Genomic DNA, 15,089 nt, shown 5'->3' with positions numbered 1-15,089 from the left:
CGCGCGCCGCCCCGTGCCGCCTCAGAAACCGGCGTGGAGCGCCGCGACCGCGCGGTCGATCGACAGGTAGAACATCCCGAAGGCCACGACGGCGGCGGCCGCGAACTCGACGGCGACGTTCGAGAGCGTCTGCGCGCGGCGCAGGGCCTCGCGGCCGAAATAGACCGAGACCCAGGCGAGGGCGAGGACCGCCGGCATGGCGAACAGGTAGGACACCGTGCTCTCGACGCGGTCGAAGCCGCCGGTCGGGTCGATCAGCGCCCGGATGTTGCGCACCCAGGGAGCGTAGAAGGCGGCGTAGAGGGCGGTCAGCCAGGACAGGCCCACGGCGACGCCCAGGTGGAAGGTGAAGCTGCGATGCAGGCGGGAGAAATCGTCGCGCGCCTCGTCGATGGTCATCCGGCAATCCCCTGAGACGGGCCGCCGTCGCAGGGCGCGGATGCGCCGCCGGTCGCGGGCCGTCATGAGCCCCCTTAAGCCGTCCGATCTGGCGGATTTTATGGCCCCGCCGCGGCCCGATTGGGGTCGGGGCGGCGGCCCGGCCGTGTCCCGCCGTCGCCGCGCGGCGATGCCGGCGGGACGGGGGCCGTACCGGGTCCTCAGGCGCTCGTCGCGGTCTCAGCAGTGCCGGAGCGCATCAGCGTCACGAAGCGCTCGAAGAGGTAGTGGCTGTCGCGCGGGCCGGGGGAGGCCTCCGGGTGGTGCTGCACCGAGAAGGCCGGGCGGTCGGTGAGGGTCAGGCCGCAATTCGAGCCGTCGAACAGCGACACGTGGGTCTCCACGGCCGTCTCCGGCAGGCTGTCCGGGTCCACCGCGAAGCCGTGGTTCATCGACACGATCTCGACCTTGCCGGTGGTCTTGTCCTTCACCGGGTGGTTCGCGCCGTGGTGGCCCTGGCCCATCTTCACGGTCCGGCCGCCGAGGGCGAGACCCATCAGCTGGTGGCCGAGGCAGATGCCGAAGGTCGGCACCTTCTCGTCCAGGAGCCTGCGAATCACCGGGACCGCGTAGGCGCCGGTGGCGGCCGGATCGCCGGGGCCGTTCGACAGGAACACGCCGTCCGGCTTCAGCGCCAGGATCTCCTCGGCCGTCGTGGTGGCCGGCACCACGGTGACGTCGCAGCCGGCCTGGGCGAGGAGGCGCAGGATGTTGCGCTTCACGCCGTAATCGATGGCCACGACCTTGAGGCCCTCGCCGGGTGCGCGCGTGCCGTAGCCGTTGCCGAGCGCCCACACGGTCTCGGACCATTCCGACTTCGCGCGGCTCGTTACCGGCGGAACGAGGTCCAGCCCCTCCATGGGCGCGAGGGCTGCCGCGCGGGCCTTGAGGGCCTCGCGGTCGAAATTCCCCTGGGGATCGTTGGCGATCACGGCGTTGGGCATGCCCTGGTCGCGGATGCGGGCCGTGAGCGCCCGGGTGTCGACGCCGGTGATGCCGACGATGCCGCGCGCCCTGAGCCACCCGTCGAGATGCGACGAGGACCGCCAGTTCGACGGGTTCGTCACCGCCGAGGCGATGACGGTGCCGCGGACGCCCGAGGCCGGCGCCGCCTCCAGGCTCTCCAGATCCTCGTCGTTGGTGCCGACGTTGCCGATATGCGGGAAGGTGAAGGTGACGATCTGGCCGGCATAGGATGGGTCCGTCAGGATCTCCTGGTAGCCGGTCATCGCCGTGTTGAAACAGACCTCACCGTCGGCCACGCCGGTCTGGCCGATGCCGAATCCCTCCAGGACGGTGCCGTCGGCCAGAACGAGCAGCGCCGTCGCGACGGGCTCGGCCCAGGGCTCGGGAGCCTGAGGCTCGGGGGCATGCGCGGCGGCGTCTTGCAGCATGGGCTGAGTCTCGCTTATGTCCGGCCGAAGGCGGGCGCCGGCTCTCGGCGCTCTCGGCTTGCGGCATGATCGTGTGCGGCGCTCTTAGCCAGCGGCCCGCGATGGGGTCAATGTGGCTCCGCCTCCCGCAGGGCTCAACACCCGCAAACCGCAGGCCAGCCCCCCGCTTCGATCGTTGGAAGGTCACCGAGATGCTGCGCGCGCGCTTCACCACCGAGATGAAGGAAGCCATGAAGGCCGGCGACAAGGACAGGCTCGCCACCGTCCGGATGATTCAGGCTGCCCTGAAGGACCGGGACATCGAGGCGCGCGGCAACGGCAAGGAGCCGATCTCCGACGAGGAGATCCTGTCGCTGCTGCAGAAGATGATCAAGCAGCGCACCGAATCGGCCGCCGTCTACGAGCAGGGCGGCCGCCCGGAACTCGCCGCCAACGAGCGCGCCGAGATCGCGATCGTCGAGAGCTTCCTGCCGAAGCAGATGGACGAGACCGAGATGAAGGCCGCGGTCGAGGCAGCGATCCTCGAGACCGGCGCCGCCGGGCCGAAGGACATGGGCAAGGTGATCGGCGCCCTGAAGGGGACTTTCGTGGGCCGGATGGATTTCGGCAAGGCCAGCGGGCTGGTGAAGGCGGCGCTGGCGGCGAAGGGCTGAACCTCTCCCCGCAATCCTCCACCGGATTCCGGGGGCGTGAGGGACTCGGTCAGGCGTCTCGCGCTATAGGAGCAGGTTCACGCAACCGTCCCAGGCCCCGTGCGCTATCCGCCCCACATCCTGGAAGAGATCCGCTCACGGCTGCCGGCCTCGTCGGTGGTCGGCCGCCGCGTGCAGCTGAAGAAGGCCGGCCGCGAATGGCGCGGCCTGTCGCCGTTCAACGCCGAGAAGACGCCGTCCTTCTACGTGAACGACCAGAAGCAGTTCTACCACTGCTTCTCGTCCTCCAAGCACGGCGACATCTTCACCTTCCTCATGGAGACGGAAGGCCTCAGCTTCCCCGAGGCGGTCGAGCGGCTCGCGGGCGAGGCCGGCGTCAGCCTGCCGGCGCCCACCGAGGACAACCGCGCCAGCGAGCAGAGGCGGGCCGGCGCGATCGAGGTCATGGAGATGGCCGCGCGCTGGTTCGAGGAGCGCCTGCGGTCGGGCCAGGGCAGCGAGGCCCGCGCCTATCTCGAGCGGCGCGGATTGCGGGACGAGACGCAGCGCGCCTTCCGCCTCGGCTACGCGCCGGGCGAGCGCTACGCGCTGCGCGACCACCTCGCCGGGCAGGGCGTCGAGAAGGCGCTGATGGTCGAGCTCGGCCTGCTCGCGGCGGGGGAGGGGGTCTCCGTCCCCTACGACTATTTCCGCGACCGGGTCATGTTCCCGATCACCGACACCCGCGGCCGGGTCGTGGCCTTCGGCGGCCGGGCGCTCGCCAAGGAGGTGCGCGCCAAGTACCTCAACTCGCCGGAGACGCCGCTCTTCCACAAAGGCCGGACGCTCTACAACCTGCACGGTGCCCGCAAGGCCGCCCACGACCGCGGATCGATCATCGCGGTCGAGGGCTACGTCGACGTCATCGCCATGACGCTCGCCGGCCATCCCGAGACCGTGGCCCCCCTGGGCACTGCCCTCACGGAGGACCAGCTCGGCCTGCTCTGGCGCCACGCCGACGAGCCGATCCTCTGCTTCGACGGCGACAAGGCCGGCCAGCGGGCCGCGTTCCGGGCCCTCGACATCGCGCTGCCGCTCCTCGAACCCGGCCGCTCGCTCCGGATCGCGCTGCTTCCGGGCGGCCAGGACCCGGACGACCTGCTGCGGTCGGGCGGCCCGACGGCGATCGACCAAGTCCTGACGGCGGCGCTCCCCCTGTCGGAGCTGCTGTGGCGGCGCGCCCTCGAGGCGGGACCGGTCGACACGCCGGAGCGCCGCGCCGGCCTGACGCAGACTCTGCGTACAACCGTCGCGACGATCCGCGACGAGACCGTGCGGCGCTACTACCGCGACGATATCGAGGAGCGACTGCGCGGCCTGTCGCCCCGCGGCGGCCGCGCCGCCGGCGGGACCCCGCGCGGNGCCGCCGGCGGGACCCCGCGCGGTCGCCAGCGCTTCGCCCGCCCCGGCGAGCCCGTCTCGCCGCGCATCACCGGCAGCCCCAGCCCTTCGGTGACGGCCTCGGCGGGCTTCACGGGCGCCGCCCCGGTGCGCGAGGCGGTGATCGTCGGCACCCTGCTGGCCCATCCCGAGATGATGGCGGAGTTCGGCGAGGAGGCGGCCGAGCTCGACTTCGAGGATCCCGACGCCCGTACGCTGCTGTCGGTCCTGCTGGCCTGCGCGGCCGAGGACGAGCACGCGGCGCCCGAGGTGTTGCAGAACCGCATCAACCGCGCCGGACTCACTGGGGCGGCCGACCGAATCCTCGCTCTGGCTCGCTCGCGGGACCGCACGACCCTGGCCCCGCACGCCGATCCTGGCCACCGCGCAGACGCGCTCCGACAGGCGATGATCTTGCACCGGCAGGCAGGAGCGCTACATAGCGAACTTCGCGAAGCACGGCAGGCGTTTGAGGACGATCCGACCGATGCCGGATGGGCATGGCTCTGCGAAGTGAAGGCGAGGCTGGAAACCGTCATCGCCGCCGAGGCGGAGGCCGATGCACCGGTGTCGAGCGACTCGACGGCCGCGTAATGCCTGTGTCATGGCGGTGGCGGGGGGCAGTGTCCCGCCATAGTTAACAATCGGTCAAGCCTCGGGCTTGCATACGGATACCGACGACTCACGGCGATTGGAGCGATCCGGCGCCGATCTCACGGAGCGGCGCCGACGGCGTGGACCGGCCTCATCGGGGCCTCCGCTACGCGCCGCGTGCGAAACAATAGGCTGATCATGGCGACGAAGGCAACGGAACGGGACGAGACGGACGCTGCCCCCGAGCAGCAGACCGACGGGCCGCTCCTCGACCTGACGGATGCTTCGGTCAAGCGGATGGTCAAGCTCGCCAAGAAGCGCGGCTACGTGACCTACGAGGAGGTCAACGAGGTGCTGCCCGAGGGCCAGTCCGATCCGGACCAGCTCGAGGACGTGCTCTCGCAGCTCTCCGAGATGGGCATCAACGTCGTCGAGGCCGAGGAGACCGACGAGGCCGCCGGCGAGAAGGCCGCGGACGGCGAGGAGGAGGAGGCCGAAGGCGGCGAGGTCGCCGAGGTCGCGCCGGCGCGCGCCGTCGCGGTCGCCACCACGACCAAGGAGCCGACCGACCGCACCGACGATCCGGTGCGCATGTACCTGCGCGAGATGGGCTCGGTGGAGCTCCTGTCCCGCGAGGGCGAGATCGCCATCGCCAAGCGCATCGAGGCCGGCCGCGAGGCGATGATCGCGGGCCTCTGCGAGAGCCCGCTGACCTTCCAGGCGATCATCATCTGGCGGGACGAACTCGTGGAGGGCAAGGTCCTCCTGCGCGACATCATCGACCTCGAGGCGACCTACGCGGGCCCGGACGGCAAGAACGGCCCGCAGATCGGCGAGGCCGAGGGCGAGGAGGGGTCGGAGGACGGCGAGCCGGCGACCCCGGAGGGCGGCGACGACGAGGACGATCTCGAGAACAACGTCTCGCTCGCCGCCATGGAGGCGGAGATCAAGCCGCGGGTCCTCGAGACCTTCGACGCGATCGCCGCGAACTACCGCAAGCTGCGCAAGTTCCAGATCGAGGGCACCGAGCGCAAGGCTGCGGGCGAGCAGAACACCCCGGCCCAGAACCAGAAGCAGATCGAGCTGAAGGACATCGTCGTCGCCGACGTGAAGTCCCTCTCGCTCAACAACAACCGCATCGAGGCGCTGGTCGGCCAGCTCTACTCGATCAACAAGCAGCTGATAGGCCACGAGGGCCGGCTGATGCGCTTCGCCGAGAGCCACGGCGTGGCGCGCGACGAGTTCCTGCGCCACTACCAGGGCTACGAGCTCGATCCCAACTGGATGGAGCGCGTCGGGACCCTCGGCGGCAAGGGCTGGAAGAACCTGGTCGAGCGCGGCTCGCGGCAGGTCGCGGAGCTGCGCGCGCAGATCCTCGACCTCGCCTCGGAGACGGGCCTGGAGATCGGCGAGTACCGCCGCATCGTCAACATGGTCCAGAAGGGCGAGCGCGAGGCCCGTCAGGCCAAGAAGGAGATGATCGAGGCGAACCTGCGCCTCGTGATCTCCATCGCCAAGAAGTACACGAACCGCGGCCTGCAGTTCCTGGACCTGATCCAGGAGGGCAACATCGGCCTGATGAAGGCGGTCGACAAGTTCGAGTACCGTCGCGGGTACAAGTTCTCGACCTACGCCACGTGGTGGATCCGGCAGGCGATCACCCGCTCGATCGCCGACCAGGCGCGCACGATCCGCATCCCGGTGCACATGATCGAGACGATCAACAAGATCGTCCGCACGTCGCGCCAGATGCTGCACGAGATCGGACGCGAGCCGACCCCGGAGGAGCTGGCCGAGAAGCTGGCCATGCCGCTGGAGAAGGTCCGCAAGGTCCTGAAGATCGCCAAGGAGCCGATCTCCCTCGAGACGCCCATCGGCGACGAGGAGGACAGCCACCTCGGCGACTTCATCGAGGACAAGAACGTCGTCTTGCCGATCGACGCGGCGATCCAGTCGAACCTGCGCGAGACCACGACGCGCGTGCTCGCCTCGCTCACGCCCCGCGAGGAGCGCGTGCTGCGCATGCGCTTCGGCATCGGCATGAACACCGACCACACCCTCGAGGAGGTCGGCCAGCAGTTCTCGGTGACCCGCGAGCGCATCCGCCAGATCGAGGCGAAGGCGCTGCGGAAGCTGAAGCATCCCTCGCGCAGCCGGAAGCTCAGGAGCTTCCTGGACAACTGAGCCTGCGCCGCGGATCGCGCGGCGCTTCCCCGTCGCCCGCGTTGCCTCGGTGCCGCGCGGCATCCAGTCTGGCGCCATGCTCGAACGCCGCCCGCCAACGCCCGGATCCCCGACGGCCTTCGCGGACGGCTCGGAGGCCGACGACGTGCCCTTCGGCGCGCTCCAGCCCTCCGTGGGCATCCGCGACTGGCTGCTCGGCGAGGGCGCGCGGATGCCCAACGCCGAGGAGATGCTGGCCGGGCTCGCCGAGCGCCTGATCGCGATCGGCGTGCCGGTGGACCGGGCCTCGACGGCCATCGACACCCTGCACTCGGAATATGCCGGGGTCGGCCGCATCTGGACCCGGGACGGCGGCACCACCGTGCGGCTGTTCCCCCACGGGGCCCGCTCGACGGACGCCTACCTCAACAGCCCGTTCCACACGGTCCACGAGACCGGCGAGTGGCTGATCCTCGACCTGTCGAAGACCCCGGACGACGCCTACGCGATCGTCCCGGACCTGAAGGCCGGCGGTTACACCCACTACGTGGTGGCGCCCCTGTTCTTCACGAACGGCACGCAGAACGGCATCACCTTCGCCACGCGGGCCCCCGAGGGGTTCCGGGACGACGACATCGCGATCCTCCGCTTCGTCATGCCGGCGCTGGCGGCGGTGATGGAGATGCGCGTCCTCAACAAGCAGCTCGACCACGTGCTCCGGCTCTACGTCGGCGACGAGCCGCACCGGGCGATCCTGGCCGGGGACATCCGCCGGGGGCAGGTGACGCGGATCCGCTCGGCGATCCTGTTCGCCGACATGCGCGACTACACCCGTACAACCGCCGACATGACGCCCGAGGAGGCGGTCGGCCTGCTCAACGTGTTCTTCGACTGCCTCGTGCCGCCGATCGAGCGGGAGGGCGGCGAGGTCCTGAAGTATCTCGGCGACGGCCTGCTGGCGATCTTCCGGGAGTCCGGCGACGACCTGGGCGGCGCGGCCAAAGGCGCGCTCACGGCGGCCCAGCACGCCCTGGCGGCCCTCGACGAGGCGAACGCCCTGCACCAGTTCCCGGTGCCGGTCGCCGCGGGCATCGCGCTCCACCACGGCGAAGCCGCCTACGGCAATGTCGGGTCCGGCTCCCGCCTCGACTTCACGGTGATCGGCCGCGACGTGAACCTCGCGAGCCGCATCGCGCAGCTGAACCGCGCCCTCGGCGAGCCGCTGCTGATGTCGAAGCCCTTCGTGGACTTCCTCTGGGGCGACCCGATCCCGCTCGGCGAGCACCGTCTCAACGGGTTCGACGAGCCGATGGCGGTGTTCCGGCCGAAATTCCTGCGCCCGCGCAGGTCGAGCTGAGCCGCCTCCCGAGCGCGTAACCGATCGATCCCTGAACGACACCGGGCCGTCCTGCCCGTCCGCCGTCATCCGCCGTTCGCCGCCCGGGCGTGCGCGGTCGATCTCACCACGTCGGCACGAACGGCAGAGCGTAGGGAGTATGACGGCAGCCCCAGACCGGGTCGATCATCTTCGCCATCACGTCCCGGGCCAGGGCGCCGGCGCGTAGGGCGACGTCCCGCGGGACCTGCGTCCGTTCGAGGATCTTCAGGCAGGCGTGACCGCAGGCGCTGTATTGGCCGCTGTGGTACGCGTTGAGGGCGAACTCGTCGAGCAAGCCGTACTCGTAGACCCACGGGTTCAGGGAGATCCCCTCGCTCGGAAGCTCGAGCGCGAGGCCAGCCTCGGCATACCGATAGCCCTCCGCGAACCGCTTTCTCAGCCTGCAGAACCGACTGGCCCCGTGGCGCGCCTCCGCCCGCGCGGGACGGACCGCGGTCGCGCGCTCGTAGAGATCCAGCACCCGGTCCTCCGGCTCGTGGAGGCGCTCCGCGTTCACCGCAGCCATCAGCAGGTTGAAATAGACTTCCTCGTCCCATCCGCCGAGATCGGCCCGCTTCAGAAAGCACGCGAGGGCCTTCCGGTGTTCCCCGGCGGCGTCGTACGTGGTCCCGAGGTACATCGTGTACCGCGCGATCATGAAAGGGTCCGTCTCGACCGCCAGCGCCTTCTCGAGAACGGCGATATCCCGCGCATCCGCCGTCGCGTCGCGGTGGCGGGCGCCGTCGTCGCCGCGGCGCATCGCGAGGGGCAGGATCGGCGTCTCGGTCACGCCGGGGCAGCTGAGAAATTCGTGCAGGACGCCACGGTAGCGCCAGTTCTCCCGGCTGCTGACCAGCTGGTTGCGCCAGTAGCGCGTGTGTTCGTCGATGATCTCGAAGCGGTAGCCGGGCGCGCGCAGCTTCGGCATCGTGAAGTCCGCCGGGATGATCAGCTCATCGTCGGCGTCGATGATCAGCACGTACTGCGCGTGCCGCCGCGCGAGTTTCAGAGCCTCGTTCCGATTGAAAGCGAAATCGACCCACGGGCGCTCGACCAGGGCTCCCGGTATGTCCGCCAGCGCGGCGCGGACGATATCCTGGGTTCCGTCCGTCGAGCCGGTATCAACGATGATCCAATGATGGATCATCGGACGCACAGAGTCGAGGCAACGCCGGATAACGGGGGCCTCGTCCTTCACGATCATGGACAAACAGATGATCGACCCGCGATTCGTCATTCTGAAGCCGCTCCACGCCGCGCCCTTATTCAGAACACGCAGTCGTAGACACTCCTAGCACCGCCATCATGCATTGACAAAACAATCGTCCAGACCGGCAAAGCTTACGTTAAAGCGCGTATCTACAGCACGATCGCTCCAACGTACATCAATACTTGAGCACAACAAGGGAGCCTCAACAGGCACGTTGATCCGCGGAGATTGATCGAGCGGCCGCGAGACCATGTCGGGCACGCCGGCCCGGTGTCTGTACACCGGTGGCAGCGGCGCAGCCGGTCCCGCGTGCGCCCCGCGAGAACGCCACGATCACGAAGGTCAGGGCGGAGGATCTCGGCGCTTCAGCCCCTGAGCGTCATCGTGCTGCCGGAGACACCGAAATCGCGCAGACGCCTGAGGAACGACATGCCCAGAAGGCTGGTGGACAGGAGCCCGCGCGGGATCACCACCGCATCGACGTCCCGCACCGTGATCGATCCGATCTGCACGATGGCGATCCGGATCGGCGCCACGCGGACCGTGCCGTTCGCGGTGTTCCAGACGCGCGTGAAATCGGACGGACCGACCCGGATCCCGATCCGCGCGGCGTCCTCCTCGGAGAACGCGCAGGCACTCGCCCCGGTATCCACCATCATCGGCAACGAGCGGCCGTCCAGCAGCGCGTTGACGAAGAAGTGGCCGTTGCGCCCGGCCTGGAGAGCCACACCGGCGGCATCGACCGCGAGAGCCGGCTCCGGCGGCGGAGTGACGGCGAGGGCCACCGGCGCCGGCCGCATGCCGTCGCGCAGCTTCAGGACGGCCGTGACGCCGAGGAAGCCGAGCAGGCAGATCAATAGGATTGCGCGCACGCGAATTCGCCCGTGACGTGGAGTGCCGGCGACCGGAGACGTTCCGGAATCCCGGCGATGAGATGCCAGACCGGTGAAGGGATGGTGCGCGATCGCGATCGCCGCCGGCGCACGCGTGCCGATTCCGCTGCGATTGGTATCCAGATCATCACCGGGATCCGCGGATTGTCGCTGGAACGACCGGATGGTTGCGGCGCGGGGTTGACCGGCCGCGGCCGGGAAGCCACATCTGCCTCTGTTCCAGGGAGATCCCCGGCAAGGGGCTGAGAAACCGCTGGCACGTCCGTCAGGACCTGCGGCGCGGAAATCCTTCGAACCTGATCCGGCTCATACCGGCGTAGGGATTGGACCGCGGCCGCCCGACAGGCAGGCCACAGCTTCTCACCGAAGCGCACGGCCCGGTCACCGCGACGGCATTCCGCGGAGATGATTGTGCCCCTCGACCGCCCCGCCTCACCGATCGGACGCCGCCGCAAACCGCACGGCAGCGCCGCGCCGGCGTCCCTTCCGGCGCGGACCGACGTGGCCGTCGTCGGCGGCGGGCTGATCGGGCTGTCGATCGCGTGGCGCCTCGCCCGGGCCGGCCGCGCCGTGACGGTGCTGGAGNGAGCGGGACACGATCGGCGCGGGCGCGAGCCTCGCGGCCACCGGCATGCTGGCCCCGGCCGCCGAGCACGAGCCCGGGTCCGACCCGCTGCTGCCCCTCGCACTGGATTCGCTGCGGCTCTGGCCCGGGTTCCGCGACGCGCTGGAGGCCGAATCCGGCCGCGCGATCGACTACCGGGCCGACGGCACCCTGGTGCTGGCGGTCGGCCGCGACGAGGTCGAGCGCCTGCGCTTCCGCTACGACCTGCAGCGCCGCTCCGGCCTCGCGGCCACCTGGCTGCCGGGCAGCGAGGTGCGGCGCCTGGAGCCGGGCCTGCGCCCCTCCGTCACCGCCGGGATCCACTGTCCGCTCGACCATCAGGTCGATCCCCGTCTGGTCATGGACGCCCTCACCGAGGCCTGCCGCCGGGCCGGCGTCGTCCTGGTGGAGCGGACGCCCGTCACCGCCCTGGACTGGTCGGGCGGCCGCGTCACCGGGATCCGTGCCGGCGACCGCGTCGTGGCGGCGGAGACCGTCATCCTCGCCTCCGGTGCCTGGAGCGGGGAGGGCGGCCTGCTGCCCGACGCGCTCGCCCTGCCGGTCCGCCCGCTCAAGGGCCAGTCCCTGGCCCTGCGCACCACCCCCCGCACCGGTACCCTGGCGCGGATGGTCTGGACCGAGCAGGTCCACATGGCGCCGAAGAGCGACGGCCAGCTCATCGTCGGCGCGACCGTCGAGGATTGCGGCTTCCGGCCCGGCGTCACCGCCGGCGGGCTCTACGCCCTGCTGGAAGGCGCCCGCCGGGTGCTGCCCGGCATCGAGGAGATGGAGGTGGAGGCGGTGTGGAGCGGCTACCGTCCGACCTCGGACGACGACGCGCCGATCCTCGACGCGATCGCCCCGGGCCTCGTCGCCGCCACCGGGCATCACCGCAACGGCTACCTGCTCGCCCCGGTGACCGCCGACGCGGTCGCCGCGCTGGTGCTGCACGGCGCGCTGCCGGATGTCGCCCGTCCCTTCACCCGCGCGCGCTTCGGGCAGCCGGAAGCGCTGAGGGAATCGGCATGAAACTTCTCGTCAACGGTGAGCCGCGCGACTGCGCGGTCGAGACGGTGGACGCCCTGTTCCGCCTGGAAGCGGAGGAGGGCGGCATCGAGAGTCCGCAGGGCGTCGCCATCGCGCTGAACGGCCGGGTTCTGCGCCGCCGGGACTGGGGCGAGACCCCGGTCGCGGAGGGCGACCGCGTCGAGATCGTCCGCGCCATGCAGGGAGGTTGAGCATGGACCCGAGTCACACGCCGTCCCGCCCCGAGGGCGGGGACGACAGCCTGACCATTGCCGGGGTGACGCTGTCGTCCCGGCTGTTCATCGGCACCGCCGGCTACCCGACACAGGCGATCATGCGCGACGCCGTCGCGGCGAGCGGCGCCGACGTGGTCACCGCCTCGATCCGCCGGGTCTCGCTCCAGGGCCACGGCTCGGACACGGTCAAGATCCTGAAGGGCAAGCGCTTCCTGCCGAACACCGCCGGCTGCGAGACGGCCCGGGACGCGATCATGACCGCCGAGCTCGCCCGGGAGGCGCTCGACACCAACTGGATCAAGGTCGAGGTGATCGGCGACCGGGAGACGCTGTACCCGGACGTGACCGAGCTGATCGAGGCCTGTCGCCATCTCGTGGACGACGGCTTCGTGGTGCTGCCCTACTGCAACGACGACCCGATCGTGTGCCAGCGCCTGGAGGATCTCGGCTGCGCCGCCGTCATGCCCATGGGCTCGCTGATCGGCTCCGGGATGGGCGTCGCCAACCCGGCCAACCTGGAGCTGATCTGCCGCCGGGCGAGGGTGCCGGTGGTGGTCGATGCCGGGATCGGCACCGCCTCGGACGCGGTGATCGCCATGGAACTCGGCGCTTCCGCCTGCCTGATCAACACCGCGATCGCCAAGGCCGACGATCCGGTGCGGATGGCCCGCGCCATGGGCCGGGCCGTGGAGGCCGGGCGCGACGCGCATCTCGCCGGGCGGATCCCTCGCCGCGGCCGGGCCGAGCCGTCGAGCCCGCAGCTCGGCCTCGTCGGCTCGTGAGGGTGCTGGTCGCCGCTGCTGGCGGTGACGGACCGGCACGGGCACCCGCGGCCCCTCGCCGAGACCGTCCAGGCGATCCTCGACGGCGGCGGGCGCTGGATCTGGTTCCGCGACAGGGACCTGGATGCGGATGCCCGCCTGCATCTCGGCGCGGGCGTCGCCGCGCGCGTGCGCGCCGCGAACGGTGTCCTGACGGTCGGCGGCGACGTCGCGCTGGCGCGCGCCCTCGAAGCCGACGGCGTGCATCTCGGCGGCGGCTCGGGACCGGAGGCGATCGCGGCGGCGCGGGCCACCCTGGGCGAGGCCGCGCTGATCGGCGTTTCCGCGCACGCGCCGCGTGAGGCCGCGGCCGCCGCGACGGCCGGCGCCGACTACGTGACCCTCAGCCCGATCTACGCGACGGCGAGCAAGCCGGGCTACGGACCGGCTCTCGGACCGGAGGGCCTCGCCGCCGCGCGTGCGGCGGGCCTGCCGATCGTGGCCCTGGGCGGTGTCGGTCCGGCAGTGATCGGGGCCTGTCGCGCGGCGGGGGCGGCGGGCTTCGCCGTCATGGGTGGCCCGATGCGGGCCATGGATCCGGCCGACGCGACGCGGGCGCTCCTGGAGGCCTGGGGTGCAGCGGAGTCCACAGCGGCTCGGACAGCCACGTGGAATGCAGCCCCGTCCTAGGTGCTGGAAGGCCCGTAGGGCGGGCGCGGAATCGCCCGGTGCGCGGCCCGGAGCGCCGCCGACCAGCGCTCGCGCAGGTCGTGGAAGTAGCCCTCGCCGGCCTCGATCCGGTGGTTCACCTCGAGCGTCAGCGCGTTCCGGCGGGCGACCGCGATGTCGATCGGCAGGCCGACGCCCAGATTCGACCGCATGGTCGAATCCATCGAGACCAAGCTCACCTTGAGGGCGTCGTAGAGGTCGGTCGTGTACTTCACCGCCCGGTCGAGGATCGGCTTGCCGTACTTGTGCTCGCCGATCTGGAGGAACGGCGCGTCGGTGCTGCACTCGATGAAGTTGCCGGCGGAGTAGATCAGGTACAGCCGCATCTCGCCGGTGCCGATCTGGCCGCCGAACAGAAGCGAGATCGAGAACCGGATGTTGGCCGCCTCGAACCCGTCCTTCTCGATCGCGCGGACCCGCCGGATGGCCCGGCCGATCAGCTGCGCCGCCTGGAACATGGTCGGCGCCTCGACGAGCTTCTGCGGCGGCTCGCCCTCCTCCTCGCCGGGCACGCCCTCCTGGAGCAGGCTGAGCACCGACTGGGTGATCGAGAGGTTGCCCGCGGAGGCGAGCATCATCACCCGCTCGCCCGGCACGTTGAAATGGTGGAGCTTGCGGTAGGTCGAGATGTCGTCGAGCCCCGCATTGGTGCGGGTATCGGCGACCATGACCAGCCCTTCCTCCACCAGGACACCGACGCAGTAGGTCATCGTCTTCGGGCTCTCGTGCGGTCGGCGGACCGGGGTCGGTACGATCAGGATTGAGCGGCGGCCCTGCCTTGCTCGACCCGGAGCTTCACGTCCAGTGTCTCGGTGCCACCGCCGGTCCGGCTGCCGCGGATCGGCGCCGCGCCGAGATAGTCCAGGCCGGTGGCGACGCGGATGTAATTGTCCGCCGGGCTGACATCGTAGCACGGGTCGAACGCCACCCAGCCGAGATCCGGCACCAGGGCCTCGACCCAGCCGTGGGGCGCCTCGACATCCGCCTGGCCGTCGTCGCGGGCCCGATAGCCGGCGACGTAGCGGGAAGGGATGCCGATGTGGCGGGCGGCGGCGATCAGGACGTGGGCGAGGTCCTGACAGACGCCGCTGCCGGCCGCGAACGCCTTGGCGGCCGGGACCGCGCCGCTCGCGGGACCGGGCTCGTGGGCCACGGCGCCGTGGACGGCGCCCATCAGCCGGTGGAGCCGGGCCAGGACGGCGCCGTCGCCCTCCGCGGCGACGCGCTCCGCGAAGGCGTGCAGCTCAGGGCTCGCGACGCACAGGTCCGTGTCGCGCAGGTAGAATTCGTCCGGCAGGCGCTCCACCGTGCCGCGGACGACGCCGTGGGTGTCGTCGGTGTCGACCTCGCCGGTGACCCGGATGGTCAGGGCGTCGGCCGGCTCGTCCGGGGTGAACCAGTGGACGACGTTGCCGAACCCGTCCTCGCGGGCGGTCAGCCGCCCGTCGACGGTGGTGTCGATCCGCCACCCGCGAACGTACTGCCCGTCATGGTCCCGCGGCGTCAGCCGCAGGACCTGCACGAGCCCGCGGGCCGGCTGCTCGTACGTGTAGATGGTCTCGTGAACCACGCGGATGCGCATGCGCCGTCC

13 protein-coding genes, 1 pseudogene and 1 riboswitch are annotated in these 15,089 nt (G+C 70.8%); of the genes and pseudogenes, 8 read left to right on the top strand and 6 right to left on the bottom strand.

Annotated features, from left to right (window positions below):
* Positions 1-21: 21 nt before the first annotated feature.
* Together MMR14E_RS14575 and carA are read right to left on the bottom strand one after the other, a co-directional pair.
* Positions 22-399, bottom strand: coding sequence for a hypothetical protein (locus MMR14E_RS14575; RefSeq protein WP_331315234.1), 378 nt, complete (start codon positions 397-399; stop codon positions 22-24).
* Between the two features lie 200 nt (positions 400-599).
* Positions 600-1,832 carry a glutamine-hydrolyzing carbamoyl-phosphate synthase small subunit gene (gene carA, locus MMR14E_RS14570; RefSeq protein WP_331315233.1) on the bottom strand — a complete coding sequence of 411 codons (1,233 nt, stop codon included), beginning with the start codon at positions 1,830-1,832 and terminating at the stop codon, positions 600-602.
* A gap of 191 nt (positions 1,833-2,023) precedes the next feature.
* On the opposite strand from carA, the gene MMR14E_RS14565 reads away from it, so the two are divergent.
* The 4 genes from MMR14E_RS14565 to MMR14E_RS14550 all read left to right on the top strand — a co-directional run bounded on the left by MMR14E_RS14565 (position 2,024) and on the right by MMR14E_RS14550 (position 8,018).
* A complete protein-coding gene (locus MMR14E_RS14565; protein WP_331315231.1) occupies positions 2,024-2,485 on the top strand; it encodes a GatB/YqeY domain-containing protein in 462 nt (153 codons plus the stop codon).
* A gap of 99 nt (positions 2,486-2,584) precedes the next feature.
* The gene (gene dnaG / locus MMR14E_RS14560; RefSeq protein WP_331315229.1) at positions 2,585-4,498 is read left to right on the top strand and encodes a DNA primase; all 1,914 of its coding nucleotides are present in this window, start codon (positions 2,585-2,587) and stop codon (positions 4,496-4,498) included.
* Positions 4,499-4,696: 198 nt separating this feature from the next.
* Positions 4,697-6,682: an RNA polymerase sigma factor RpoD gene (gene rpoD, locus MMR14E_RS14555; RefSeq protein WP_331315227.1), complete on the top strand. Its 1,986-nt coding sequence runs from the start codon at positions 4,697-4,699 to the stop codon at positions 6,680-6,682.
* Positions 6,683-6,758: 76 nt separating this feature from the next.
* The gene (locus tag MMR14E_RS14550) at positions 6,759-8,018 is read left to right on the top strand and encodes an adenylate/guanylate cyclase domain-containing protein (RefSeq protein WP_024831064.1); all 1,260 of its coding nucleotides are present in this window, start codon (positions 6,759-6,761) and stop codon (positions 8,016-8,018) included.
* 103 nt (positions 8,019-8,121) lie between these two features.
* Here the strand turns inward: MMR14E_RS14550 and MMR14E_RS14545 are convergent, their stop codons facing one another.
* A complete protein-coding gene (locus tag MMR14E_RS14545; protein WP_331315224.1) occupies positions 8,122-9,243 on the bottom strand; it encodes a glycosyltransferase in 1,122 nt (373 codons plus the stop codon).
* 371 nt (positions 9,244-9,614) lie between these two features.
* Complete coding sequence (locus MMR14E_RS14540; RefSeq protein WP_331315222.1) at positions 9,615-10,121, bottom strand: TIGR02281 family clan AA aspartic protease; 507 nt, start codon at positions 10,119-10,121, stop codon at positions 9,615-9,617.
* Positions 10,122-10,354: 233 nt separating this feature from the next.
* Positions 10,355-10,483, top strand: a riboswitch (TPP riboswitch).
* A gap of 64 nt (positions 10,484-10,547) precedes the next feature.
* Between MMR14E_RS14540 and thiO the strand changes: the two are divergent.
* The 4 genes and pseudogenes from thiO (at position 10,548) to MMR14E_RS14520 (ending at position 13,459) form a co-directional block, all read left to right on the top strand.
* Positions 10,548-11,775, top strand: a pseudogene (thiO, locus tag MMR14E_RS14535) (glycine oxidase ThiO).
* Positions 11,772-11,984, top strand: coding sequence for a sulfur carrier protein ThiS (gene thiS, locus MMR14E_RS14530; protein ID WP_331315221.1), 213 nt, complete (start codon positions 11,772-11,774; stop codon positions 11,982-11,984). Before thiO ends, thiS begins: the two are co-directional and overlap by 4 nt.
* A 2-nt stretch (positions 11,985-11,986) precedes the next feature.
* On the top strand, positions 11,987-12,790 hold the full coding sequence (locus MMR14E_RS14525; RefSeq protein ID WP_331315220.1) for a thiazole synthase: 804 nt from the start codon (positions 11,987-11,989) through the stop codon (positions 12,788-12,790).
* A 24-nt stretch (positions 12,791-12,814) separates the two neighbouring features.
* A complete protein-coding gene (locus MMR14E_RS14520) occupies positions 12,815-13,459 on the top strand; it encodes a thiamine phosphate synthase (RefSeq protein WP_331315219.1) in 645 nt (214 codons plus the stop codon).
* On the opposite strand, the gene MMR14E_RS14515 is transcribed toward MMR14E_RS14520, so the two are convergent.
* Positions 13,456-14,208, bottom strand: a complete 753-nt coding sequence (locus MMR14E_RS14515; RefSeq protein ID WP_331315218.1) for a peptidase — start codon at positions 14,206-14,208, stop codon at positions 13,456-13,458. The genes MMR14E_RS14520 and MMR14E_RS14515 overlap by 4 nt on opposite strands.
* Before the next feature lie 44 nt (positions 14,209-14,252).
* Entirely contained in the window at positions 14,253-15,080 is an 828-nt protein-coding gene (locus tag MMR14E_RS14510; protein WP_331315217.1) for a transglutaminase family protein, read from the bottom strand.
* Positions 15,081-15,089 lie beyond the last annotated feature (9 nt).

The organism is Methylobacterium mesophilicum, from assembly GCF_036441335.1.
Classification (GTDB): Bacteria; Pseudomonadota; Alphaproteobacteria; order Rhizobiales; family Beijerinckiaceae; genus Methylobacterium; species Methylobacterium mesophilicum_B.
The sequence above is the reverse complement of the archived record's forward strand: the minus strand, read 5'-3'. Positions and strand labels throughout refer to the sequence as shown.